At 60.0% G+C, this 24,592-nt stretch carries 20 protein-coding genes and 1 pseudogene; 10 read left to right on the top strand and 11 right to left on the bottom strand.

Annotated elements, in window-relative coordinates:
- The first annotated feature begins 9 nt into the window (after positions 1–9).
- The 3 genes and pseudogenes from M5B97_RS09095 to M5B97_RS09090 all read left to right on the top strand — a co-directional run bounded on the left by M5B97_RS09095 (position 10) and on the right by M5B97_RS09090 (position 3,687).
- Positions 10–903 (top strand): annotated as a pseudogene (locus tag M5B97_RS09095) (LysR substrate-binding domain-containing protein).
- Between the two features lie 142 nt (positions 904–1,045).
- Positions 1,046–1,168, top strand: coding sequence for a PA1414 family protein (locus M5B97_RS27640; protein ID WP_003193089.1), 123 nt, complete (start codon positions 1,046–1,048; stop codon positions 1,166–1,168).
- A 413-nt stretch (positions 1,169–1,581) separates the two neighbouring features.
- On the top strand, positions 1,582–3,687 hold the full coding sequence (locus tag M5B97_RS09090) for an NAD(P)-dependent oxidoreductase (RefSeq protein ID WP_248731306.1): 2,106 nt from the start codon (positions 1,582–1,584) through the stop codon (positions 3,685–3,687).
- Positions 3,688–3,750: 63 nt separating this feature from the next.
- On the opposite strand, the gene M5B97_RS09085 is transcribed toward M5B97_RS09090, so the two are convergent.
- Genes M5B97_RS09085 through speB form a run of 4 tightly spaced genes read right to left on the bottom strand, consistent with a single transcriptional unit; the run spans position 3,751 to position 8,122 of the window.
- The gene (locus M5B97_RS09085) at positions 3,751–5,133 is read right to left on the bottom strand and encodes a sodium:solute symporter (RefSeq protein ID WP_123715518.1); all 1,383 of its coding nucleotides are present in this window, start codon (positions 5,131–5,133) and stop codon (positions 3,751–3,753) included.
- 23 nt (positions 5,134–5,156) lie between these two features.
- Entirely contained in the window at positions 5,157–6,728 is a 1,572-nt protein-coding gene (locus tag M5B97_RS09080; RefSeq protein WP_248731305.1) for a cytosine permease, read from the bottom strand.
- 21 nt (positions 6,729–6,749) lie between these two features.
- The gene (locus tag M5B97_RS09075; protein ID WP_248731304.1) at positions 6,750–7,172 is read right to left on the bottom strand and encodes a nuclear transport factor 2 family protein; all 423 of its coding nucleotides are present in this window, start codon (positions 7,170–7,172) and stop codon (positions 6,750–6,752) included.
- On the bottom strand, positions 7,172–8,122 hold the full coding sequence (gene speB, locus M5B97_RS09070; RefSeq protein WP_248731303.1) for an agmatinase: 951 nt from the start codon (positions 8,120–8,122) through the stop codon (positions 7,172–7,174). The genes M5B97_RS09075 and speB overlap by 1 nt, the downstream gene beginning before the upstream one ends.
- 149 nt (positions 8,123–8,271) lie before the next feature.
- Between speB and M5B97_RS09065 the strand changes: the two genes are divergently transcribed.
- The 7 genes from M5B97_RS09065 to M5B97_RS09035 all read left to right on the top strand — a co-directional run bounded on the left by M5B97_RS09065 (position 8,272) and on the right by M5B97_RS09035 (position 15,996).
- A complete protein-coding gene (locus tag M5B97_RS09065) occupies positions 8,272–9,165 on the top strand; it encodes a LysR family transcriptional regulator (RefSeq protein ID WP_017134867.1) in 894 nt (297 codons plus the stop codon).
- A 6-nt stretch (positions 9,166–9,171) separates the two neighbouring features.
- Positions 9,172–9,777: a DTW domain-containing protein gene (locus M5B97_RS09060; RefSeq protein ID WP_134656929.1), complete on the top strand. Its 606-nt coding sequence runs from the start codon at positions 9,172–9,174 to the stop codon at positions 9,775–9,777.
- 192 nt (positions 9,778–9,969) lie between these two features.
- A complete protein-coding gene (gene cysM, locus M5B97_RS09055) occupies positions 9,970–10,872 on the top strand; it encodes a cysteine synthase CysM (RefSeq protein WP_123715524.1) in 903 nt (300 codons plus the stop codon).
- Positions 10,872–12,224, top strand: coding sequence for a 23S rRNA (uracil(1939)-C(5))-methyltransferase RlmD (gene rlmD / locus M5B97_RS09050; protein WP_248731302.1), 1,353 nt, complete (start codon positions 10,872–10,874; stop codon positions 12,222–12,224). The genes cysM and rlmD overlap by 1 nt, the downstream gene beginning before the upstream one ends.
- Positions 12,225–12,348: 124 nt before the next feature.
- Positions 12,349–14,592 carry a GTP diphosphokinase gene (gene relA / locus M5B97_RS09045; protein WP_123715526.1) on the top strand — a complete coding sequence of 748 codons (2,244 nt, stop codon included), beginning with the start codon at positions 12,349–12,351 and terminating at the stop codon, positions 14,590–14,592.
- Positions 14,592–15,425, top strand: coding sequence for a nucleoside triphosphate pyrophosphohydrolase (mazG, locus tag M5B97_RS09040; RefSeq protein WP_248731391.1), 834 nt, complete (start codon positions 14,592–14,594; stop codon positions 15,423–15,425). Before relA ends, mazG begins: the two co-directional genes overlap by 1 nt.
- Before the next feature lie 25 nt (positions 15,426–15,450).
- Entirely contained in the window at positions 15,451–15,996 is a 546-nt protein-coding gene (locus M5B97_RS09035; protein ID WP_123715528.1) for a DUF2058 domain-containing protein, read from the top strand.
- Positions 15,997–16,055: 59 nt separating this feature from the next.
- On the opposite strand, the gene M5B97_RS09030 is transcribed toward M5B97_RS09035, so the two are convergent.
- The 7 genes from M5B97_RS09030 to purM form a co-directional block, all read right to left on the bottom strand.
- Positions 16,056–18,167: a TonB-dependent receptor gene (locus M5B97_RS09030; protein ID WP_248731301.1), complete on the bottom strand. Its 2,112-nt coding sequence runs from the start codon at positions 18,165–18,167 to the stop codon at positions 16,056–16,058.
- Between the two features lie 11 nt (positions 18,168–18,178).
- Positions 18,179–19,390, bottom strand: coding sequence for an MFS transporter (locus M5B97_RS09025; RefSeq protein ID WP_248731300.1), 1,212 nt, complete (start codon positions 19,388–19,390; stop codon positions 18,179–18,181).
- Positions 19,380–21,308, bottom strand: coding sequence for an IucA/IucC family protein (locus tag M5B97_RS09020; protein ID WP_248731299.1), 1,929 nt, complete (start codon positions 21,306–21,308; stop codon positions 19,380–19,382). The genes M5B97_RS09025 and M5B97_RS09020 overlap by 11 nt, the downstream gene beginning before the upstream one ends.
- A 207-nt stretch (positions 21,309–21,515) precedes the next feature.
- Positions 21,516–21,704: a hypothetical protein gene (locus M5B97_RS09015; RefSeq protein ID WP_123715532.1), complete on the bottom strand. Its 189-nt coding sequence runs from the start codon at positions 21,702–21,704 to the stop codon at positions 21,516–21,518.
- A gap of 264 nt (positions 21,705–21,968) precedes the next feature.
- Complete coding sequence (locus M5B97_RS09010) at positions 21,969–22,682, bottom strand: DUF3108 domain-containing protein (RefSeq protein ID WP_123715533.1); 714 nt, start codon at positions 22,680–22,682, stop codon at positions 21,969–21,971.
- A gap of 8 nt (positions 22,683–22,690) precedes the next feature.
- A complete protein-coding gene (purN, locus tag M5B97_RS09005; protein WP_248731298.1) occupies positions 22,691–23,341 on the bottom strand; it encodes a phosphoribosylglycinamide formyltransferase in 651 nt (216 codons plus the stop codon).
- Entirely contained in the window at positions 23,341–24,399 is a 1,059-nt protein-coding gene (purM, locus tag M5B97_RS09000) for a phosphoribosylformylglycinamidine cyclo-ligase (RefSeq protein ID WP_248731297.1), read from the bottom strand. Before purM ends, purN begins: the two co-directional genes overlap by 1 nt.
- Positions 24,400–24,592 lie beyond the last annotated feature (193 nt).

Below are 24,592 nucleotides of genomic sequence, written 5' to 3'. Positions count from 1 at the left end.
GAGAAAGGTATGGAGTTCAGTCAATTGCGCATCTTCCAGGCTGTGGCGGAGGAGGGCTCCATCACCCGTGCGGCCGAGCGCTTGCACCGTGTGCCGTCGAACCTGTCGACACGGCTCAAGTAGATGGAAGAACAGCTCGGGGTTGAGTTGTTTGTGCGCGAACGCCAGCGTCTGCAGCTTTCTCCTGCTGGCAAAGTGTTGTTGGACTACAGCACCCGTCTGCTGGCGCTGCACGATGAAGCCCACGGTGCTGTGCAAGGTGGGCAACCGGCCGGCGATTTTGTACTCGGCAGTATGTACAGCACCGCGGCGATTCATTTGCCGAAGTTGTTGGCGCGCTATCACAAGGCTTACCCGATGGTGAACCTGCAGGTGCAATCGGCGCCCAGCGGCGAACTCCTGGAAGGCCTGATCACCGGTCGCCTGGACGCAGCGCTGGTGGACGGCCCGATTACCATCGCCACCCTGGACGGTGTGCCCTTGTGCGAAGAGCGGCTGGTGTTGATTTGCGAAGCCGATCATCCACCCGTGCGCGGCCCCCAGGATGTGGCGGGCCGGTCGGTGTTCACGTTCCGCCGCAGTTGCGCTTACCGCGCGCGCCTTGAAACCTGGTTTTCCCACGACCGCGTGGCCATGGGGCGGGCAATCGAGATTGAGTCCTACCAAGGCATGCTCGCCTGCGTAATTGCCGGTTCCGGCGTGGCGTTGATGTCTGAGTCCATGCTCGACAGCCTGCCGGGCAAGGACAGCGTGTCCGTTCATCCCCTGACCGGGCCTTTTGCCACTGCGACCACCTGGCTCATGTGGCGAAAGGGTATGCTCGGCGCTAACCTCAACGCATGGATTGACTTGCAGCAGGCAGGCAAAGCCGAGGTCTTGCACGACACACGCGCAATTGCTTGAGCGATCCGTCAGGATTTAGATGAATTCAGTAATAGTTCGTTGTGTTTTCGTACAAGCAATGCGTAAGACTTAAGGCTACTATCTGTAGGAAGCGGCGACAGAATTACCGTCGACCTGCATTACCCTCAAAGGGGGCACCACCATGAAAGAGAAAATTCAAAACTGGCTCCATGACCTCGGCGTTGCACTGGGCTTGATCGAGCCTCCGCTGCAACCGGTGCCTATTCGTACGGATGATGAGCAACGTCGTCCACGTCGCAGGTAAGTCCTGAGGCGCTCACGCGATCCAGTCGCGCGAGCGCTCGCAGTAGGTCGTTCTTCAGGGCGTCACGGGTTCCCTGTAATCCGAGTGCAGCCGCTATTTGTTTCGTTCTATGCGCAGCGCTTGATTGTCTGATGAGGCACGCCTCAATGTCGGACCCTTCTGCTTATCCGTTTTCCATACCCTTTCCTCCGCCAGCAAGCAGGAGCGAGGAGTGAATCAGCGCTGCGGGTCTGTCAGTCAGGCTTTGGCGCTCAATTGTCAGAATTAGACTACCTATCAGTCGGAATCGGCTGGCTTATCTAAATCCAGTAATGCACATAGCTTGAAACTCAAGCGCATCTTCGTAGCGCCACAACTTTATTGAGTTCCTCTGCGTGAGGTCTCGGTAATTCTGAGTTGTTGGAGGCAAAGCTATGTTGCTCACTTCAGTTCCGCCCGTCGTCGCGTCGCTCATCGCCACAACCGCTGATGTTTTGCATATTGCACCTGTGTCGAGAGGCTGGAAGGCAGGTGCCCCCAGCAACCTGGTGTTTCTTCCCCCGACAATAACCAAGCAAGCCCTCCTCCTGCAGATCGGGCTCTTGCGGCCATCAACTATCATTGTGGCGGACCAAATCATTGATGCAGAGGTCATTTACCAATGGCGTGCATCGCACCCATTTGGCGACCTCCATCTAATTCGCAGAGGCACGAGTCTGGATAAGATTCGGCTGGACCTGTGTGAGTCCAACGGTATTAGAGTGATCAATACGCCTGGCGTGAACGCGCCGCACGTAGCCTCGTATATCGCTCGTTGGTTGACACTCGCCGATGGCTCCATACCTCACGATATCCGTGTACTGGGGTACGGCAATGTTGGGAAAGAACTTGTCAATATGCTGCTTGAACGCCATCCCGATGTTCGGATCACGGTGTTAGTCCAACACGGTCGAGCACCGCACGACGTGGGGAAGGCCTTTCCCGATAGGCGAGTGTCATTTGTCGTGAACTGGTTCGAGGCGTTGGAAGGAGCATCTGCCGTCGCCATATGCTTATCCCTGAACGTTGAATCCCGTCATCGCATTGATCAGACCCTTGTTCAGGCCATGCACAGGCAAGCTCGCCTGGTCTGTGTCGCCAAGCCGGATGTTTTTAGCGATGACGCTTTACTCTCCTTGTCAGCGGCGGAAGAAATCCAGCTTATATTGGACTATGGGCCTGCAACGTTGGACGCGTTTCGGCTACGGACACAAACGCTCGGCTGTAGCGTCTCCACGTGGTGTCGACCTGCGATGCTGACGACTCAGGCGGCAACTGCCGAAGCCTGCCAGTGCGACCTTGACTATGCCGTTTCAGTTCAGATCAGCTTGATTGCCTTGCACGGCCTTGTCAGGCGCAAACTTGCACAATCATTGATGATCCCTTCTCAGTACACGGATGCGGGCGCGCCTCGCGCGTCGATCATAGGCAGAGGCATCAATGGGCTACTCCAAGCCGTGATGCTTCGCCTGGCGAATTTTCAGGTCACGGTATATGGAGGAAATCAGAAGAGCGATGGCGCCAGTCATAAGCCTGTCAACATGCGCCACATGTCGGCAACTGAGACGGCTGCAAAGCCGCTGCATAATACCTATCTACTTCCCGCCAATCAGTATTTGGCCGTTGAGTGCAATCGTGCCGGTATCGAGCTGTTTGAAAAGCTCCTGGCTGACAATCCGACGCTGGCTCAATTCGCTCGGCCGCGGATCGTGCGCGCCTATATGGACGATGGCGGCATGCACGATAGCGGTGCCGTAGAGGCCGCTATCCGGGAGCAATGCGATGTGGAAAAGCGACCATGGCCGAGCGGCAAGCCGGGATCTGAGCTATTAGAGATCAGTCAGCGGCAGTTTCTGGAGTGGTATGGCGTTCCTGGGATTGGCCGGGCTATTGAGGTAGCGGGCTACGATCTGGAGTTTATCCATTTAAAGGATGAGATAGAGGCGCTTTTGCTGAAATCCGGGGTTAAATTCCTGCCCCAGCACTTGGATGCTGCTCAAGTTGCTGAGTTAAGCAGAGAACACTTCGTTGTCACTGCCATGGGGGTAGAAGAGCCAGGCATAATTTCGATCATTGGCTGGTTTTTCAAGTTGCGTGCTGTTGGTCCTGAAGGTGCAGGCATGCGCGGGCTCAAGTTGCAGTACGATTTGCCAATCGGGGTCATGAATTGCCGCTTGGACGGTGATTGCATTCTTATTTCCGGCGGGCAGGTTCCGCCCGGTTCGACGCTGCAATATAAGGAGCAGATATTGGCGGCGTGCCTGGCTGCTGTCTCTCGGCACTTTCCACGGTCCTACCGCCAAGCAATCGAAAGTGGTGACTTGCAAGTTATTGAATGTGCCCGGCCCGGTACCTCAGATGGGCTCTCGATAGTCTATTGGTCTGCCTATCATCGAATTGCGGCTGGGGGAACCTATGCCGGAGGGACAACACAAGGATTGTTATGGGCCTCTCTGGTCCAGGAAATCATCCAGGCAAACCAAACCTTGGCGGTTGGATAAAAAAACGGGCCCGACATCCGACGTCGCGCCCGCTGAAGAAACCGCTCTAAAACCCTTCGTGCCTCAAACCGCGCTGGCCGCCACTCCCGCTGGCCGGCGCGACAACACACTCACCAGCACAAAACTCACCAGCCCAACCGCCAGGCTGTAGTAGATCGGCGTATTTGCATCCAACCCATCCTTGATCATGAATACCAGCGCTGTCACAAAGCCCAGGGTCATGGAGGTGATCGCGCCAGAGGTGGTTGCCCGCTTCCAGAAGATCGCGCCGATCAGCGGGATCAGCATCCCACCCACCAACAGGTTGTAGGCCAGGGTCAACGCGCTGATCACGTCGTTTACCACCAGCGCGATCCCCAGTACGGCGATGCCGGTCAGCATTGTGAACAGGCGGTTGATCGCCAGGCTCGATGTTTTGCCGCCCCGCAGGCGTGGGAGCAGGTCTTCGGTCAATACGGTGGAGGCTGCAAGCAAACCGGCGCTGGCGGTGGACATCATCGCGGCAAGGGCTGCAGCAATCACCAGGCCACGAATGCCGTCCGGCAGCGAGGCTTTTACGATCGCGGCGAAGGCATTGTTGACGTTATCCAGGTTCGGGATCAGCACATGGGCCGCCATACCGATCAAGGCACAGGCCAGGCCGTACAGGATGCAGTAGAAACCGGCGAAAGTGCCTGCGTACTTGGCGACCTTTTCATCACGGGCGGTGAACACCCGCTGCCAGATGTCCTGGCCAATCAGGATGCCGAAAAAGTAGATCATGAAGTAGGTGATGATCGTGTCCCAGCCGATTTCGGTGAAGCTGAAATTCGATGCCGGCAGCTTCGCTACCAACTCGTCCCAACCGCCGACGCGGTACAAGCAGATCGGCAACAGGATAAACATCAGGCCGACGGTCTTGATCACGAACTGCACGATATCGGTGAGGGTCAGCGACCACATGCCGCCGATGGTCGAGTACACCACCACCACGCCACCGCCCAGTAGCACCGAGACCCAGAAGGGCAGGCCGAACAGCACTTGCAGAACGGTGCCAATCGCCAGGATCGAGGTCACGCCGATCATCAGTGCGTAGGCCAGCATGATCACCGCGCTCGCTTGGCGGGCCATAGGGTTGTAGCGTTTTTCCAGCACCTGGGTGACGGTGAAGATCTTCAGCTTCAGCAGCGGCTTGGCCAGGAACAGGTTCAGCGCGATGATCCCGGCACCCAATGCAGCGCACAGCCAGAAGCCGGAAATGCCGTGTACATAACCCAGGCGCACGGTGCCGACGGTGGATGCACCGCCCAGTACCGTGGCAGCCATGGTGCCCATATAAAGCGACGGGCCAAGGTTACGCCCGGCCACCAAGTAGTCTTCATGGGTCTTGGCGCGGCGCATGCCGTAATAGCCGAGCACGAGCATGCCGGCGGCGTAGATGAGTACGACGAATAAATCCAAAGCCATGACGGCGGTTCTCCGATTATTTTTTATTGTGCTGAGGGCGCTTGTTGTGGCGAGGGCGCTTGCTCCCGTTCGACGGCGAAGCTGGAGCCGGCTTTTTGGGGGCCGTTTCGCGACCCGGCGGGAGCAAGCCCCTCTGCCGTAACGGCCGGCCCATAAACAGAGGCCGGTTCAGGAAACAGTCGCAGCAAGCTCAGGTACACCACCGACGCCAGCCCCAACGTCACCGGCAGGCTGATATCGATGCCATCGGCCAGGTTGCCCAGCGGCCCGACAAACTGCCCCGGCAGGTTGACGAAGCACAGGCCGACCAGCGCGCTCGGTATCCAGGCCCCAAGCCCGCGCCAGTTCCAGCCATGGTTGAACCAGTAGCGGCCGCCGGTCTCACCGCGGGTGAACACCTGCAGATCGTCCGGGCAGTAAAAGCCCCGGCGCACGATCAGGCCGATAATCATCATCACCATCCACGGCGTGGTGCAGGTGATGATCAGCACGGCGAAGGTCGATACGCTTTGCACCAGGTTGGCGGCGAAACGTCCGATAAAGATGAAGGCAATCGACAACACCCCTATCAGCAACGTGGCCTTGACCCGTGACAGCAGGCGTGGGAACACGCTGGACATGTCCAGCCCGGTGCCATACAGCGAGGTGGTGCCGGTGGACATGCCGCCGATCACCGCGATCAGGCACACGGGCAGGAAGAACCAGTTGGGTGCCACCGCCAGCAGGCCGCCGACATAGTTGTTGGTCGCGATGTAGTCCGGTGCCTTGATCGCCACGATGGTCGCGGTGGCCAGGCCGAACAGGAATGGGATCAAGGTAGCGATTTGCGCCAGGATTACCGCCAGCATGATTCGACCTTTCGGTGTTTCACGCGGGATATAGCGCGACCAGTCGCCCAGGAACGCCCCGAAAGAAATCGGATTGCTCATGGCCACCAGCGCGGCGCCGATAAATGCGGCCCAGAAGCCGGGCTGACCCAGCGCTACGGTGCCGGCAAATTGGCTGTCGAAGGCCGGTGCAAAGGCGAAGATCCCCAGCAGGAACAACAGGCTCGCTGCCCACACCGCAATGCGGTTGACCCACAGCATGAAGCGAAAGCCGTAGATGCACACCGTCAACACGAGCAGGGCAAACAGACCATAGGCCAGGCCCAGGGACAGGTCTGTTTCTGGCAAGCCAATCAGACGCTTCGCACCACCCACCAGCGCATCACCTGAACTCCACACCGACAGTGAGAAGAAAGCAATCGCCGTCAGCAACGACAGAAACGAGCCGACTATCCGCCCGTGTACGCCAAAGTGCGCGCCGGACGATACGGCGTTGTTGGTGCCATTGATCGGCCCGAACAGGCCCATGGGTGCCAGGATCAGTGCTCCGACCAGCACGCCCATCACAATCGCCCAGACGCCGGCCTGGAACGACAGGCCGAACAGCACGGGAAATGAGCCCAGCACGGCGGTGGCAAAAGTATTGGCCCCGCCAAAGATCAGGCGGAACAGATCCTTGGGGCTGGCGGTGCGTTCGTGGTCCGGGATCTGTTCGACCCCGTTGGTTTCTATTTTTCGAATACTTTTATCGTTGTTTTTATTATTCATGATCAGCTCCGATCACATTGGCTAATGGGGCGGCAGCCCTTCCGGCATAGCGGATAAATGTTCGTGACAGGCCAGCCACAGGCCTTCTTTTTGTTCTGCGCGCAGCCCTTGCCGTTTGAAGACAATGGTTTCGCGTTCCTGGCTATTGAATTGCTCCCCCTTCATGCGCAGCTCAGTGGCCACGTCATGAATAAATATCGCCACGTCACCTTGCAGGCTGACGCTGGCGTTGCTTGAGGTGCAGGACAGCACCTCAAATCCCGCCTCCCGGCGCCAGCTGTCCCACAACGCCTGGTACGCGTCGCGGCTGAGCAGCGGCTCGGGGAGGGTGTAGAACACAAAGGTGGCATCGGCCGTGAACGCGTCGAAATAGGCGGCGCGGTCATTGCGGGCAAACGCCGACACCAGGTCGGCGGCGGCCTTCAGCACGTCTTGTGTGCTCATCAGCGATGCGCCACGCCAGGCAGTACGCAGAGCATCTCGTACAGCAGGTTGGCGCCCAGCAGCGAGGTGTTGCCGGTGGTGTCGTATGGCGGCGAAACTTCCACGAGGTCGCAACCGATCAGATCGAGGCCTTGGCAGCCGCGGATGATCTCGATTGCCTGGATGGTAGTCAGCCCGCCGATTTCCGGGGTGCCGGTACCGGGTGCCCAGGCCGGGTCGATGCCGTCGATATCAAAGCTCAGGTACACCGGGCCGCCGCCGACTTTTTCACGCACTTCGGCCATCAATGGCGTAAGGGAGTGGTGCCAGCATTCTTCGGCCTGGACTACGCGAAAGCCCTGTTTGCGGCTCCAGTTAAAGTCTTCGGCGGTGTATCCCTGGGCGCGTAGGCCGATCTGCACCACGCGGTCGCAATCGAGCAGGCCTTCTTCCACGGCGCGGCGGAACGTCGTGCCGTGGGCGATTTTTTCGCCGAACATATGGTCGTTGACGTCAGCATGGGCATCGATGTGCACCAGGCCGACCTTGCCGTGCTTTTTGTGGATCGCGCGCAGGATCGGCAGGGTGATGGTGTGGTCACCGCCCAGGGTCAGTGGGATCACGTCGTGTTCAAGGATCTCGTCGTAGGCTTCCTCGATGATGCGCACGGCGTCGAGCAGGTTGAAGGTGTTGATCGCCACGTCGCCGATATCGGCCACCGACAGCGAGTCGAACGGCGCGGCACCGGTGGCCATGTTGTAGGGGCGGATCATCACGGATTCGGCGCGGATTTCACGCGGCCCGAAGCGAGTGCCGGCGCGCAGCGAAGTGCCGATATCCAGGGGCACGCCGATAAAGGCGGCGTCCAGGCCCTTGGCTGTTTGCAGGTGGGGCAGGCGCATCATGGTGGCGATGCCGGCGAAGCGCGGCATTTCGTTGCCGCCCAGTGGTTGGTGGAAAATCTTGTCCACGGGAATGCCTCATCGTTGTTTTGTTTATTAGAGGCCGATTCTGCGAAAAGCCTGGGGCGGGAAGAATCGGCAGGGGCAAATACTTAGTTCAGGTTTTTCTAAACTAATGCAGGCAGGTAGACTGCGCCCATCCACACGCGGAGCCGACCATGGCCAACGCCTTGCCCGACTTGAAACTCCTGCGCATCTTTGTCAGCGTGGTGCGCCATCAGGGGTTCGCCAATGCGCAGCACGAACTCAACCTGTCGACGTCGGCCATCAGCACCTACATGAGCCAACTGGAATCGGCGTTGGGCCTGGTGCTGTGTCACCGAGGGCGGGGCGGGTTCAGCCTGACCAGCAAGGGTGAGTTGTTCCATCAGGAAACCCTGCGCCTGCTCGGTGAACTCGAAGGCTTCGAGCAATACGCCGCCGCGTTGAAAGGCGAGTTGCGCGGCACCCTCAAGCTGGGCGTGCTGGATTCGACCGTCAGCGACAAGGCGTTACCGTTTGCCGAAGTGATCGGCGCCTACAGCCTGGAACACCCGGCGGTGCATTTGCATCTGTCGGTGATGAGCCCTTACGAATTGCAATTGGGGGTGCAGGACAATCGCCTGGACCTGGCCATCGGTGCCTTCTCCAACCGCATGAGCGGGTTGATCTACATGCCGCTGTACCGCGAGCAGCACTGGTTGTACTGCAGCACCCGGCACCCGCTGTTCAACGAGCGGCGCATCCCCGAGCAGGTGATCACGCAGCAACGCATGGTCGGCCGCGGCTATTGGAGCCAGGCGGAACTGGCCCGCCACGGCTTCAAGCACAGCGCCGCGACAGTGGAAAGTATGGAGGCGCAACTGATTCTGGTGCTGTCCGGCGCCTATATCGGCTACCTGCCCGAGCACTATGCCCAGGCGTGGGCCGACAAGGGAGACCTGCGCGTGTTGCTGCCGGCGACCTTCGGCTATCAGGCACCGTTCTCCATGATCATGCGCCGTGGCCGCAGCCGCGAGCCTTTGATCCAGACTTTCCGCGACTTGCTCAAAGCCCAGCTCAACCAGGCCTGAAAAACCATGCCCAGACCCCAATGCCCCCGTTGTCTCAGGCCCGTCACCCATTGCCTGTGCCCGTTGATCCCCAGCCTCGACAGTCGTACGCGCGTGTTGCTGCTGCAGCACCCGAGTGAGGTCAACCATGCACTGAATACCGCACGTTTGGCGGCGCTGGGGTTGAACAACGCACAGTTGGTGGTGGGGGAGGTGTTTGAGGATCTGCCGACCTTACTGAACCCACCCGGTTACCAGGCGCGCTTGTTGTTTCCGGCGGACACCGCCGAGCCACTGCACACCTACGCGCCAGGGGAGCAGCCGCTGTTGCTGGTGGTCCCGGACGGCACGTGGCGCAAGGCGCGCAAGATGCTGCACCTCAACCCGTTGTTGGCGGCGTTGCCGAGGGTGACATTGGCCGAGGGCGGTGTCTCGCGTTACCGGCTGCGCAAGGCGCCTGGGCCAGGGGCGTTGTCGACGGTGGAGGCGATTGTGCAGGCACTGCAGGTGCTGGAGGCGCCGGTAGCGTTCGAAGCGTTGCTCAAACCCTTTGAGGCGTTGATCGACGGGCAGATCGCGGCGATGGGCGAGGAGGTCTTCAAGAAAAACCACGGCCGCGGGGATGTCGGCTAGGCGAGGAATCGAGGCGTGCCCATCGGAGGCCGTATTTTCAGGAACCGTGAGAGGGGCCTGCCTCGATGGCGTCCGTGCAGCCCCATTCCTTGCTTATTCCTATAAGCCATAAGCACCACACTTTGCGTGATATGGCCCGCCGGCCTTTCCCGGTATGATGTTCGCCCCCGCAGTCTGGATTGCGAATACGCCATGACCTTGCAGTACCCAACAATCGCCGATTGCGTCGGCAACACGCCCCTGGTCCGCTTGCAACGCATGGCGGGTGAAACCAGCAATACACTGTTGCTCAAGCTCGAAGGGAACAACCCGGCCGGCTCGGTCAAAGACCGTCCGGCGCTGTCGATGATCACCCGCGCCGAGTTGCGTGGGCAGATCAAGCCCGGTGACACGCTGATCGAGGCCACCTCCGGCAACACCGGGATCGCCCTGGCCATGGCCGCCGCGATCAAGGGCTACAAGATGATCCTGATCATGCCCGACAACGGCAGCGCCGAACGCAAGGCGGCGATGACCGCCTATGGCGCCCAGTTGATCCTGGTCACCCAGGAAGAAGGCATGGAAGGCGCCCGCGACCTCGCCGAGCGCATGGCCGCCGAAGGCCGTGGCCTGGTGCTGGACCAGTTCGCCAATGGCGACAACCCTGAAGCGCACTACACCAGCACCGGTCCGGAAATCTGGCGCCAGACCCAGGGCACAATCACCCATTTCGTCAGTTCCATGGGCACCACCGGCACCATCATGGGCAACTCGCGTTACCTCAAGGAGCAGAACCCGGCGATCCAGATCGTCGGTCTGCAACCGATGGAAGGCGCAGCGATCCCGGGTATTCGCCGTTGGCCCGAAGAGTACTTGCCGAAAATCTATAATGCGGCGCGTGTGGACCGCATCATCGACATGGCCCAGCGTGAAGCCGAAGACACTACCCGTCGCCTGGCCCGTGAAGAAGGTATCTTCTGCGGCGTGTCCTCCGGTGGCGCTGTGGCGGGCATGCTGCGCCTGTCCAGGGAAGTGGAAAACGCGGTGATCGTCGCGATCATCTGTGACCGAGGCGACCGTTACCTGTCGACCGGCATTTTCGACGAACCCAACTGATGGCCAAGCACGAGAGAGGCCTGCGCTTCCAGCCGACGGGTGGCAGCCGGGTCCCGCAGATTCCGGTAGGCAAGAAACAACGCCTGATCATTGAGCGCCTGGCCAACGACGGCCGGGGCATTGTGTACTTTGAAGGCCGTACCTGGTTCGTCAATGGCGCGCTCGCCGGCGAAGAGGTGGAAGCGCGGGTACTGGGTGCCCACGGCAAGGTTGTCGAGGCGCGCACCGAGCGGGTATTCACCGCCAGCGAACTGCGCCGTCCGGCGCCCTGCGCCCACTTTGGGCGTTGCGGTGGCTGCAGCGTGCAGCACTTGGCCCATGCCGAACAACTTGCCCTGAAACAGCGCATGCTTGCCGAGCAATTGTCTCGTGTGGCCGGTGTCGAACCGCAACAATGGGCGGCGCCTTTGAGTGGCCCGGAGTTTGGCTACCGCCGACGTGCCCGCATAGCCGTACGCTGGGATGCCAAGGCGAAAAGACTCGAGGTGGGCTTCCGCGCGGTCGCCAGCCAGGACATCGTCGCCATCGATGATTGCCCGGTGCTGGTACAGGCCTTGCAACCGATTATGCAGCGCTTGCCGAACCTGTTGCGCCGACTGAGTAAACCGCAAGCCCTGGGGCATGTCGAGTTGTTCAGTGGCACGTCCATCGCGGTATTGCTGCGGCATATGGCGCCGTTGTCGGAAGCGGACCTGCAAGTATTGAAAGAGTTTTGCGCTTTCCATGAAGCCCAATTGTGGCTGCATGGCGAGGGTCAGCCGGAGCCGGTCGAAGCCGATTCCGTTCTGGGGTTTCGACTGGAGCAGTGGAACCTGGAGTTGGCCTACCGGCCTGGCGATTTCGTGCAGGTTAACGCCGGGGTCAACGAGGCGATGGTCGCCCAGGCCCTGGAATGGCTGGCGCCACAACCTGACGAGCGGGTGCTGGACCTGTTTTGCGGCCTGGGCAACTTTGCCCTGCCACTGGCGCGCCAAGTGCGTGAAGTGGTGGCGGTGGAAGGTGTGCAGACCATGGTGGACCGGGCGGCCGAGAATGCCGTCAGCAATAATTTGCATAATGCGCAGTTTTTTCAGGCCGATTTGTCCCAGCCTTTGACTGACGCGGAGTGGGCCAAACAGGGCTTTTCTGCGGTACTCTTGGACCCACCCCGTGACGGTGCCCTGGAAGTTGTGCGCAAGCTCGCGACCTTCAAGGCCAAGCGCCTGGTGTATGTGTCCTGCAACCCGGCCACGCTGGCGCGGGACACGGTTGAGTTGGTCAAGCAAGGCTACCGGCTAAAGCGTGCCGGGATCCTCGACATGTTTCCGCAAACCGCGCATGTCGAGGCCATGGCGTTATTTGAAGCGGGCTAGGATGCCCGTTTAATCCGACCGGCCTTGTAGTGTCCAGGGCCTGTGACTTGCTCGGGAGAGTGCAGTAGAAGGTCGGCGATGATTTTTGACGCATCGAAGGTGCGTCGTAGGGAAGGTAAGCAAGATGGTACAGGTGAGAGCACACCAGCCGATCAACACCGACGGCAGTATCAATCTCGAGGCATGGCTGGATCATGCCGTCAGTGTCGATCCGGCACTGGACCGTGAAGCCTTGAAGGCAGCTTGCGAGTTCGCTCGTGAGTCTGAGCAGCAAAACAATGCGGCCAAGAACCTGTGGGCCGAGGGCACTTCGAGCTTTCGTACCGGGTTGGAGATCGCTGAGATCCTTGCCGATCTCAAGCTGGACCAGGATTCGCTGATCGCCGCCGTGCTCTACCGTGGCGTGCGTGAAGGGCATATCGAACTGGCCACCGTCAGCCAGCGCTTTGGTGCCTTGGTCGCCAAGCTTATCGATGGCGTGGCACGCATGGCTGCCATCAGCGCCAGCCTCAGCCCGCGCCAATCGATGGTGATGGGCACCCAGGGCCAGGTGGAAAACCTGCGCAAGATGCTGGTGGCGATGGTCGACGACGTGCGTGTCGCCCTGATCAAGCTGGCCGAACGCACCTGCGCGATCCGTGCCGTGAAGACGGCCGACGATGAAAAGCGCAACCGCGTTGCCCGCGAAGTCTTCGATATCTATGCGCCGCTGGCGCACCGCCTGGGTATCGGCCATATCAAGTGGGAGCTGGAAGACTTGTCCTTCCGCTACCTCGAGCCCGATCAATACAAACAGATCGCCACGCTGCTGCATGAGCGGCGGCTCGACCGTGAGCGCTTTATCGCTGACGTGATGAACCAACTGCGTTCGGAGTTGCAGGCCACCGGCGTCGAAGCCGATATCAGCGGCCGTGCCAAGCACATCTATTCCATCTGGCGCAAAATGCAGCGCAAGGGCCTGGCTTTCAGCCAGATCTACGATGTGCGTGCCGTGCGCGTGCTGGTGCCGGAAATGCGCGACTGCTACACCGCGTTGGGCATTGTCCATACCCTGTGGCGGCACATCCCCAAGGAGTTCGACGACTACATCGCCAACCCCAAGGAAAACGGCTACCGCTCGCTGCACACCGCGGTGATCGGCCCCGAGGGGAAGGTGTTGGAAGTGCAGATCCGCACCCACGCCATGCACGAAGAGGCGGAGCTGGGCGTGTGCGCGCACTGGCGCTACAAGGGCACCGACGTCAAGGCCGGGTCCAATCAGTACGAAGAGAAAATCTCCTGGCTGCGCCAAGTGCTGGAGTGGCACGAAGAATTGGGCGATATCGGCGGCCTGGCCGAGCAGCTGCGCGTGGATATCGAACCCGACCGGGTGTACATCTTCACGCCCGATGGCCATGCGATCGACTTGCCCAAGGGTGCCACGCCGCTGGACTTCGCCTACCGCGTACACACCGAAATCGGTCATAACTGCCGGGGCGCCAAGATCAATGGGCGCATCGTGCCGCTCAACTACACCCTGCAGACCGGTGAGCAGGTCGAGATCATCACCAGCAAGCACGGCACGCCGAGCCGCGACTGGCTGAACCCGAACCTGGGCTACATCACCACGTCGCGGGCGCGGGCGAAGATCGTGCACTGGTTCAAACTGCAGGCGCGCGACCAGAACGTCGCGGCCGGTAAAACCTTGCTCGAACGTGAACTGGCGCGCCTGGGCTTGCCGCAGGTGGACTTCGACAAGCTGGCCGAAAAGGCCAACATGAAGATTTCCGAGGACATGTTCGCCGCCCTGGGGGCTGGCGACTTGCGCCTGGCGCAACTGGTCAACCTGGCCCAGCAACTGGTCGAGCCGGAGCGCGGCAGCGAACAGCTGGAACTCATTCCACGCAAAGCGGCCGGCTACAAGCCCGGCAAGCGTGGCGACATCCAGATCCAGGGCGTGGGCAACCTGATGACGCAAATGGCCGGCTGCTGCCAGCCATTGCCGGGGGACGCCATCGTCGGCTACATCACCCAGGGCCGTGGCGTCAGCATTCACCGCCAGGACTGTGCCTCGGTGCTGCAGTTGGGCGGTCGCGAGCCGGAGCGGATCATCCAGGTGAGCTGGGGCCCGGTGCCGGTGCTCACCTATCCGGTGGACATCGTGATTCGCGCGTACGACCGTTCCGGCCTGCTGCGTGACGTGTCTCAGGTGCTGCTCAACGAGCGGATCAACGTGTTGGCGGTCAACACCCGTTCGAATAAAGAGGACAACACCGCGCTGATGTCCCTGACCATCGAGATTCCGGGCCTGGATGCACTGGGGCGGTTGTTGGGGCGTATTTCCCAGTTGCCGAACATCATCGAGACCCGGCGCAACCGCACACCATGATGTATTCACTCGAAGACCTGCTGCACCTGATGAACCGCCTGCGGGACCCGCAATACGGGTGCCCGTGGGACGTCAGGCAAACCTACGCGACCATTGTCCCGCACACCCTGGAAGAGGCTTATGAAGTCGCCGATGCCATCGAGCGCGGCGACTTCGATCACCTGCAAGGTGAACTGGGCGACCTGTTGTTCCAAGTGGTGTATTACAGCCAGTTGGCCCGGGAGGAGGGGCGTTTCGAATTTGCCGGGGTGATCGACAGCATCACGCGCAAGTTGATCCGGCGTCACCCCCATGTGTTTCCGACAGGGGATCTTTACGCGCCGCTGGATATTCCTCGGCTGAACGAAGAGCAGGTCAAGGAGCGTTGGGAAGAGATCAAGGCAGAAGAGCGCGCGGAGAAATCCGACGCACCGGAGCAGCTTTCCCTGCTGGATGATGTGCCCATTGCTCTCCCGTCGTTGTCCCGTGCCGCCAAATTGCAAAAGCGCGCCAGCCAGGTCGGCTTCGACTGGCCCGCCGCCTTGCCGGTGGTGGATAACGTGCGCGAAGAACTGGATGAAGTGCTTGAGGCCATGGCCGATAACGACCCGGCCGCCATCGCTGACGAAGTCGGCGACCTGCTGTTTGCGGCGGTCAACCTGGCCCGTCACCTCAAGGTTGACCCGGAAACCGCGCTGCGTGGTGCCAATGCCAAGTTTGAACGACGTTTCCGATTTATCGAACAGGCATTGCGCGACACCCAGCGTCCCATAGAAGATTGCACCCTCGAAGAGTTGGACGCCCTGTGGGGCGAAGCCAAACGCCAGGAAAAGAACGTGTCCAACTGCGGTTGAGCAGTTGCCTAAGTGAGTAAGCACCATGAGCCTTTCCCTTCGTGACCAGTTGCTTAAAGCAGGTCTGGTCAACCAAAAGCAGGCCAAGCAGGTCGGCAAAGAGAAACAGAAGCAGCAGCGCCTGGTCCACAAAGGCCAGGCCGAGGCCGATGATACCCAGGCCCGCCTGGCTGCCGAGGCGAAAGCCGAAAAGATCAAGCGCGACCAGGAGTTGAACCGCCAGCAGCAGGAAAAGGCCGAGGCCAAGGCGCGTACGGCACAGGTCAAGCAGTTGATCGAGACCTCGCGCCTGCCGAAGCTGACGACTGAGGATTACTACAACTTCGTGGATGACAAGAAGGTCAAGCGCCTGTCGGTCAACACGTTGATGCGCAATAAGCTGAGCAACGGCTCCCTGGCGATCGTCCACCACGGCGGCGGTTATGAAGTCATCCCGCGCGAAGCGGCGCTGAAGATCCAGGAACGTGCACCGGAGCGTATCGTGCAGCTCAACGTCCTGACTGAAAGCCAGGTGCCGGATGAGGATGATCCGTACGCCGCGTACCAGATTCCGGATGACCTGATGTGGTAAGGCTGTAGAAACAACAAACCCCGCTCAAAAGGCGGGGTTTGTGCTTTCAGCGAGTCGTGTTACCAGTCCACGGCGTAACTCACGCTGAACGTACGACCCTCGGCATTCGGGTACGGCGCACGAGCGTTGGCCTGGGCAAACATGTTCTGGTAATTGCGGTTGCTCAGGTTGTAGATGGCGCCTTCCAGGCGACCCACCGGCAGCCTGACCGAACCCAGCAGGTCGACCAGTGTGTAGCCCTGGATATCGCGACCGTTGTTGTCTTTGAACGCTGCGTCGTAGTCGTTCAGGCGCATAGCCTGAAGGCGCAGGCTGTAATCGTCGTGGTTATAGCCGACAAACGCGGTGGTCTTGGCGGGGGAGATACGCGTGGCAGGCAAGTCGATCCATTTGCCGTTTTGCTGGGTCTCGCCTTTTGCGTAGGCGTACGTACCACCTACCGACCACTGATCAGTGACGTTGTAGGTCAGGCTGGTTTCGATGCCGCGCACCCGTTCTTTCTGGTTGATCAGGCGCAATACGCGATCATTGGCATCATAGAACTGAGTGACGTCCGAGGTGTTTTCATACGCTGTAACGTTGGCCAGCCACTTGTCCCAATTGCCACGCCAGCCCAGTTCATAGCTGTCGACCTTGAGGGCTTGGGCATTGAGCTTCTGGATGTCGTACTTGCTGTTGACGTCCCGCAGGAAACGTTGGATATCCGGCAGGGAAAAGCCCTGGCTGAAGTTGACGAACACATCCTGGTTTTCGCTCAGGTGGTACACCGCACCGAGGTTATAGAGGGTGTCGTCGTACTTCAGGGTGCCGCCGGGCAGGATTGCGCGATTGCCGGTCTGAACGATTTCTCCATACGCGATGCTGTCGGAGACCTCGCTTTCGATCCATTCGCGCCGGACGCCGCCACGTAGGGTCCAGTCATCGATATCGTAGGACAGCTGACCAAAGATCGCCTTGGTGGTGGTCGCGATGTCCGGCCCCATTTCGAAGGTGGTGCCGGTCTTGGTGTAGGTCAGGCCGTTAACCCGGTATTGATCGCCACGCTGACGTGAGGTTTCGTGGTCATAGTCAGCGCCCCAGATCAGGTTCCCGGTTGCCGGGCCGATGTCGGGCATTTGCGTATCGATAGCTGCACGCAGGCCGTAGACGTCCTGCACGCTGTTGTTATCGGAAATACCGGCGCGTCCCCGGGACAGGTCCGGGAAGAACAGCGCGTCGGCACGGCGCCAGTAACTTTCGACTTGCAGCCCCTGGCCGTAGAAATCCTTGTCGCTGTAGTTGAGGTTGACCGCCTGGTTATGGGTGAAAGGTTGATCGCCCAGGTCCAGGCCTTTTACGGCGACGGCGGTGCTGGTGTTTCGTGGGTCCTTGGTGTAACGGGTGTCCTGTTCGTCTTTATAGTCTTGCAGTGACAGGCTGATCTTCTTGTCGTCATCCAGCTCGTAGCCGAAGCGGCCTTGAAGGTCGTAGGTGTCGGTATCCATGTTGCTGCCCTGGGACGTGTCCTGGGGAATGCGCTTGCCGTTACCATCGAACTGGTCGTTGCGTTGCACGCCGTTGGCCGATACGTACCAGTCCACGGGGCCTTTGCGCCCAGTGGCACTTTGGAACGCCTCGTAGGCGAAGCCCTTGTGGCTGAAATCGTTGCCGGCCGTCATGCCGATTTTGCTGCTGAACGCGAGGTCTTCACCTTTGTTGCGCTTGGTGATGATGTTGATGATGCCGCCTGAGGCCCCGGCCCCGTAGACGCTGCTCGCTCCGGAGATTACTTCGATGCGTTCGATACTTTCAGGTGCCACGCTGTTGAGCTGACGGAAGTTGTCGCGCGTTGCGTTCTGGGACACGCCATCGATCAGGATCAACGTATTGCGCCCGCGAAGGGTCTGGCCGAAGTTGCTCATGCCGCCGCTGGACGGCGAAATGCCGGGTACCAGTTGCCCGAGGATATCCGCTACCCGTCGCCCTGCGCCGGCTTGCTGGCGGATCTGTGCTTCATCGATCACCTGCACGGAGCCTGGGATCGCGGCAATGCTGGTTTCATTGCGCGTGGCCGAGACTACCGTGGCCTGTAATTGCAGGCTGGTGGGCGCTGCCTCCGATTGCTCGGCCCAAGCGGGTGTGCTCATTGATCCGATCAGAGGCAACAGCGCTGCCCATTGCGATTTTTTCATTACCATGCCTTTCAATTATTAGAAGTATTGACAGAAAAAACGGATGACGCGGGTGTCCGGGTGTACGAACGGATGGCGCGGATACCCAGGGCGGCCAGGGCGTAGGTGAGCGCGACCAACCAGAAACTGTTTGCCAGGCCCACCATCCCCATGCCGATACCGCCCAGCAAGGCACCGCACAGGGCGCCCGCCTTGGCGGCGCTGTTACCCATGCCCAGGGCAAAACCCTGTTGAGCGGGTGCGACGGTGTTGGCGATCAAGGTGTAGGCAACCGGCAATAAGGCGCCTTGCCATATGCCCCACACCAGCCGGCTCGCGAGGAAGCCGAACCATTCGTTGGCAATGGCCGTACACGCCAGCGTCAAGGCGCAGGCCCATGTGACCCATTCGATGATGCGCAGCGTATGTGCCGGTGGATGCCGGTCAAACAGGCGGCCCCACAGTGGCGCCGACAGCGCCAGGGTCAGTGCGCTGGCGGCGTAGCTGGCGCCAATCAGCCAGGCGGGCGCGTGTAATACATCGGCGACATACAAGGCATAAAACGGTTGGGGCATCATCTTGGCGGCCTGGATCAGCACGATGATCCCCAGCATCGCCCCGAGCCAGCCTTTGGGCAGGGCGCTGGGCGTGGTTTTTCGAGCCGACCGCACGCGCTGGGTATCGCTGGGCAGGAACAGGCTAACCACCGCGCACGACAGGCAGACGGCCGTAGCGCTGTAACACAGCAGGGCGAATCCGGAGATATCCATCAGCCAGCCGCCCAATACGGGGCCGGCCAGTGAACCCACGGCGGTCGCTGATTGCAGGCGCGCCATGATGTGACCGCGCCCACTGTCGCCGCAGCAGGCCAGTGCATAGGCCTGAGCCGCCGCGATAAAGCCGGCCAGCGCACCTTGCGCCACTCGGATTGCCACCAACAACCAGGGATCGAAAGTGATGGCGGCCAGCGCCTGACAGGCCGCCAGTGCCAGCAGCGCCCGGATGATCATGGGCTTGTGGCCGGTACGGTCACCCAGGCGCCCCCACATGGGCGTCAGGATCATCGCCGCCATCATCGGCCCGGCATACACCAGCGATGACAGCAGGCCGGTGTAGTGGGCATTGGCATCGCCGAGCAACTTCTGGATCTGCAAGGGCCAGAAAGGGCCACTCATTTCCATGGCCCCCATCGACACCAGTTGGATCACCACCAGCAGCCGCAGCGCAGTGCTGTTAGTTGGCATGCGCGTCGCTACTCAACGGGTTCGGCAGTCGCCCGACAATATCCGCATGGCTTTCCAGCAATCGCATGCGCATGAAGGACTTGGCCGGCCATGGCTGCTCCAGCAGTGCTTCACGTTCGGTTTCCCAGCGTTGGGGGGCGACGGCGTCGCGCAATTGATCAAAGCACTGGCTGACCTGGGCCGACAGTTCGTTCCACAGCAGTGCTTGGGGAATATCGAAATAACGTGCGCTGAGCAGCACCAACTCGCCCAGGTGACACATGAATACGGTGTGCAGCAGTTTGTCGCGTACAAATCCCGCATCGTCATACAGCGTCATCTTGGGGTCGTGCAGTTCGATGTCCAGGCCTTGAGCGTGCAAGGTCTGGCGGTCGATGCGGATATCGCCGAAATCACGTAATAACAGGCGGCTCAACTGCCCGTCAGCGGCCATGACCATGAAGGAGTTCTGCTGATGGGCCTCGAACGCGACGCCATAGCGCAGGTACATGCCCAGCAGTGCTGGCACGGTGATTGAGGCGTAGTCTCGAAAGAACCCGAGCATGGCGTCAGCGTCGTCCTGGCCTTTGCTCAGGCGTACCCACTGTCTCAACAATGGCTGCCCGTGTTGGTCGATGGCAAACAGGCTGCCTACCGGGATGGCCAACTCTCCCGGTTGAAGCAGGCTTTGCGGGTTGTCGCGGTAGAGCACGGCCAGGTGGCGAGAGTGTTCGTCATTGACGGGCTGAGGTTTGAAATGCATGCCGATCCGCTCGGGAACGATGCTCAGAATGTTCTGAATCGCAGGCTCACGCGCAAGGATCGTCAGCAGCAAGTGGCTGATTCGCGGGCCCATCCGTGCCGAGCGCGGCGACACCGTGCGCTGTACGCTGGTCAGGCGCAGCGAAACGGGGAGCTTGACCATGGGAGCGTCACCCCGGCCGTCAGGCAATACGGTCCTGAATGACATGGTGGGGTGGGCGGTGAACGCGACGATGTCGGTCAGTACCAGCAGCCGGTCACCGATTTCGTTGGCGAACAGCTGTGGAAGCTCCTGGCGAGCTTGCCAAGGGTGGGCGGGCAACGGCAAATAGTCGCGGGCTTCAAGGCCTTGGGCGGTGAGTTGGGCCATCAGTTGTTGTGCGGCGTGCGGAAACTGGGTTTGCCACCACTGCCAGTAATCCGCAGTACCGGCCAGCGCTTCGACGTGGGCGTACTGGCGGTGCAATGCACATAGGATGACCGGAAAACGCGCTTCGAACTCGGGTGAGAAATCAATGACTTGATCGGTGCTCAAACCCAGTTTGGTTTTGTAGTTGGGGTGCCAGGGGTGGCCCAGCGTGCCCCACTGTTCAAGCACGGAGGTCGGATTGGTCACGCTTGGCTCGTCCTTGAGGTAGCGCAGCAGGTTGTCCTGGTGGGCCGGGGTCATGGACGCGTGCAGCCTGAGGCTCCATTGATCGTGAAAAGCCAGGCATAGCGTGTCGTTGACGAAGCTGTCGTCGATCTCGGTATTGAGGCGGCTCAGAACCTGCGGGTCGGCAGGTGTTTCGAGGGCGTTGTTGAGCAGCGTCAGCAACTGCGATGGGAATTGGATCTTCTGTTCCGGCAGGTTGGCCTGACAAAGGGTGACGTGGCCACGCAGGTCCCAACTGGCCATGCGACCGGGGCGCAGGTACTCAAACTGCAGATGGGCGTGATTGGACAGTGGCAACCGGCAGTGACCGTGCCCGTCATAGGTGAGCGCGCCGGAGTCCAGCAGTCCTTCACGGAACAGGGCTTGAATGAGGCGTTGAAAGCTGCGCTCCGCGGCAGGTGCCAGGGTGTTGATCAGCATGTCGAGGGTGATGCGGTTAGCCAGAAATTGCGGAGCCGCCAGTGCTTCCCCCCAGCGGTTAAGCAATGATTGCTCCGGTTTCCTGCTGTTTTCACTCGACATGATGAACTCCCTTTGGTCATGAGGCGGCTGAAAGTGCGCGAATATTATCGAGAATCATTAACAGTTGTCTATTTTTTGATACATCCAACTAAATCGTTTACGCGCGCCGCGCCGATCACCAAAAACGAAAAACCCCGCTCGATGGCGGGGTTCTTGGTTGTAGGGACCTCAGCTGCGTGGGCTGTGGCCTACTGAAATTTCAGTGTTTCAGGAGCTTTGTGCCTGGCGTTTCATTTCGAGAGTTTCGAGCTCGTTTTTATAATTGTTGGCGTCGCTCTCGTTGTGAAACATACCGACCAATACGTCTTGCTGATGTACATCCCAGATGTGAATCCCGTGAGCTACCGCTTCGTGGGACATATGTTCGTCGTCGCGTTCAGTTACTTTTACAGTCATCTGCTTGCTCCAATCTGGTTGATCTGCGGCAAGTCGTCGCAGGCCTCTTTTATATGTTTTGTTAGCTTGCTAAGTAAACCGATTTTGCAAGCAACAATTCATTGCAGGAAATGCAACAATCCTGCAGGCCATGTAAATAGCGACATTGCGCCGCTGGTGCGGGAGTTTTATGACAGAAGTTTCATGTTTGCATCAGACCATTTGCCGATCGACAGGCGAAAAAAAAGCCCCGCATTTCGCGAGGCTCTTCGACTCATTGGTCGGTCAGCTGCCTTTGACAGCCTTGCCGTCAACGGTGCCGTCCAACAGCATGATGTTGTATTCCTTGCCGTCGGTTTCCACCTGGCGCAGGGCAACCAGGATGCCGCCCCAGTCCTTGGCAAACCACATCTGGGTGATGCGTTTGGTCTGCGACGGATCGCGCACACGCTCGACCTTGATCGCATCAATGGAGCCGGCCTTGGTCTGGACTTTTTCCGGGCCAATCACGCGGAAGTCGTAGGTGTCGGTGTCTGTACCTTCAACCACTCGGTAGCTCATGCTCTTTTTGCCGGCAGCCACATCGCGCTGCAGGGCCAGCTGATAGGTCGACTTGTCGAGCATGCCGCTTTCGAGGGTGACGTTGACCGGGTCTTTGTTTTCGAAGCCGGTGACCTTGTTGGTCGAGTGGTCGAAATCCAGGTTGATCTTCTTCGCCTTGCCCAGGCCACCGCGTTCGAAGGTGTAGCTCTTGGGTTGCAGAGCATCCTTGTCAAAATTGATCACGCTGGTTTCGGTGAGGCTGGCGATGAGCATGGAGGCCTTGAAGTTCAAGGTCCAGGTGCCGTCGCCGTTGTGGGTCAGGCTGCGTTCAGCCGAGCCACTCATGGGCAACTGTTTCCAGTCGGCGGTGTAGCTGGCGGAGAAAGGGTGTAAATCTGCTGCTTGCACAGCTGGCAAGGCAAACAGCGCAAAAGCGAAGAGCAAGGCGCGACGCATAAAATCTCCTAGGTTCGAATCAAGTGGCCGCTGGCCGCGAGTAACTGGCCGTCCAATAATGCACCCTGCGCACCAAGAATCAACCGACCCTCGGCAAACCAGCGAACTGCCAGCGGGTAAATCCTGTGTTCCTGGGCGTGAACCCGTTGCGCAAGCGTCTGCACTGAGTCTGCAGACTCTACCGGAACCACTGCCTGTACGACCAGAGGTCCGCCATCGAGTTCCTCGGTAACGAAGTGCACGCTGCAGCCATGCTCGGTGTCACCGGCGTCGAGCGCGCGCTGATGGGTATGCATGCCTTTGTACTTGGGCAGCAGGGAAGGGTGGATATTGAGCAGGCGTCCTGCATAGTGGCGCACGAAGCCAGCGCTGAGAATGCGCATGAAGCCGGCCAGGACCACGAGTTTGGGGTTGAAGGCGTCGATGAGTTCGATCAAGGCGCTGTCGAAGGCTTCGCGGCCTTCGAAAGCCTTGTGATCCAGGGAACGGGTTTCGATGCCCGCGTCCCTGGCGCGTTGCAGGCCGTAGGCGTCACTGCGGTTGGAAATCACCGCAGCGATGCGCACCGGGCTGTCGCCGGTGCGCGTGCTGTCGATCAGAGCCTGCAAGTTACTGCCGGTGCCGGAAAGCAGCACCACGACATCACAGGTCTGAGACATCAATGAGCCTTGAGGTTCTTCAGTTCAACCTGAGCCGCACCTTCCGGGGCAGTTGCGATCTGGCCGATGACCCAAGGCTGCTCGCCGGCTTCGCGCAGTACGTTCAGCGCAGTTTCAACGTGTTCCTGAGCCACGCAGATCACCATGCCGACGCCGCAGTTGAGCACGCGGTGCATCTCGGTTTCGTCAACGTTGCCTTTCTCCTGCAACCAGTCGAATACCGCAGGACGCTGCCAGCTGGCCACGTCGACGATTGCCTGGGCGCCTTTTGGCAGAACGCGCGGGATGTTGTCCAGCAGGCCGCCGCCGGTGATGTGCGCCATGGCTTTGACCGCGCCCGTGTCCTTGATCAGTTTGAGCAGTGGCTTGACGTAGATGCGGGTCGGGGCCATCAGCAGATCGGTCAGCGGCTTGCCGCCGAGCTGGGTATTTTCGATGTCGGCGCCGGACACTTCGATGATCTTGCGGATCAGCGAGTAGCCGTTGGAGTGCGGACCGGACGATGGCAGGGCGAGCAGCGCGTCGCCTGCAGCAACCTTGGAGCCGTCGATGATGTCGGCTTTCTCTACGACGCCAACACAGAAGCCGGCCAGGTCGTAGTCTTCGCCTTCGTACATGCCTGGCATTTCAGCGGTTTCGCCGCCGACCAGGGAGCAACCCGACAGTTCGCAGCCGGCACCGATACCGGTGACCACTTGGGCGGCGGTGTCCACGTTCAGCTTGCCGGTGGCGTAGTAGTCCAGGAAGAACAGCGGCTCTGCGCCACACACCACCAGGTCGTTGACGCACATGGCAACCAGATCGATGCCGATGCTGTCGTGCTTGTTCAGGTTCAGTGCCAGGCGCAGCTTGGTGCCTACGCCGTCGGTGCCGGACACCAGCACAGGCTGTTTGTAGCCGGCCGGGATTTCGCAGAGGGCACCAAAACCGCCCAGGCCGCCCATGACTTCAGGGCGCGCAGTGCGCTTGGCGACGCTCTTGATGCGTTCGACCAATGCTTCACCGGCGTCGATGTCTACACCGGCGTCCTTGTAGCTCAGGGAGGGTTGCTTGCTCATGATCCAGGCCTTTAGGGGGGATTCAGGGGTAACGACCGAGCGGGCAGGGGCTTTTGGTAAAAGGCCCAGCCATTGACGGTCTGCGAAGGCGCGCGATTTTATCAGGCTTGAAGGGCAGCGGCCATCCTCGGGCCGACGGGCAGGGCCATAAAGGTTAAAAAACGCGGCTGAAAATTGCTGATTGCCTCTGTCA

This window comes from Pseudomonas sp. MWU13-2517 (assembly GCF_023242545.1).
Taxonomy (GTDB): Bacteria; Pseudomonadota; Gammaproteobacteria; order Pseudomonadales; family Pseudomonadaceae; genus Aquipseudomonas.
Note: the sequence above shows the minus strand (reverse complement) of the source record. Positions and strands in the feature narration are given on the sequence as shown.